The sequence below is a fragment of the Streptomyces nanshensis genome, from assembly GCF_001751255.1.
GTDB lineage: Bacteria > Actinomycetota > Actinomycetes > Streptomycetales > Streptomycetaceae > Streptomyces > Streptomyces nanshensis_A.
Genome location: NZ_LJGW01000482.1, coordinates 1 through 547, shown reverse-complemented (window position 1 = coordinate 547; position 547 = coordinate 1). Strand labels below are relative to the sequence as shown.

The window sequence follows — 547 nt, the reverse complement described above, 5'->3', positions numbered from 1 at the left end:
GATCATGAACGGGATGCCGCCGCACATCGCCCAACTCATCCTCGGGCACAAGGACATCAACACGACCATGGGTTACAAGGCGGTCTATCCCGAGGAGGCCATCAACGGTCACCGGTCCTTCATCGCCCGTCGGCGGGCCCTGCGCCCCAGTGAGGAATACCGGGCCCCGACTGACGAGGAATGGAACGAGTTCCTCGGCCACTTCGAGCGGCGCAAGGTCGCCCTGGGCGACTGCGGACGCGCCTACGGCACCAGTTGCCAGCACGAACACAGCTGCGTCCGTTGCCCGCTCCTTCGTCTTGACCCAGCTCAGCGGCCCCGACTTGAGGAGATCCGCACCAACCTGACCGACCGGATCGCTGAGGCAGAACGCGAAGGCTGGCTCGGTGAAGCCGAGGGCCTGCGCGTCAGCCTCACCGCCGCCGACAGCAAGATCACTCAACTTGAAGACCGTGACCGACGGGCCACCACCATCAACCTCGGCATCCCGACCTTCCGAGAGATCGCCGGACGGACCGCATCCATGCCTTCCCAGTAGTTCAGAGAA

General features: G+C 64.5%; 1 pseudogene. It reads left to right on the top strand.

Features of this window, described 5'->3' with window-relative positions:
• Nucleotides 1–538 (top strand): annotated as a pseudogene (locus AN218_RS28710) (site-specific integrase); the annotation flags it as partial.
• Nucleotides 539–547 lie beyond the last annotated feature (9 nt).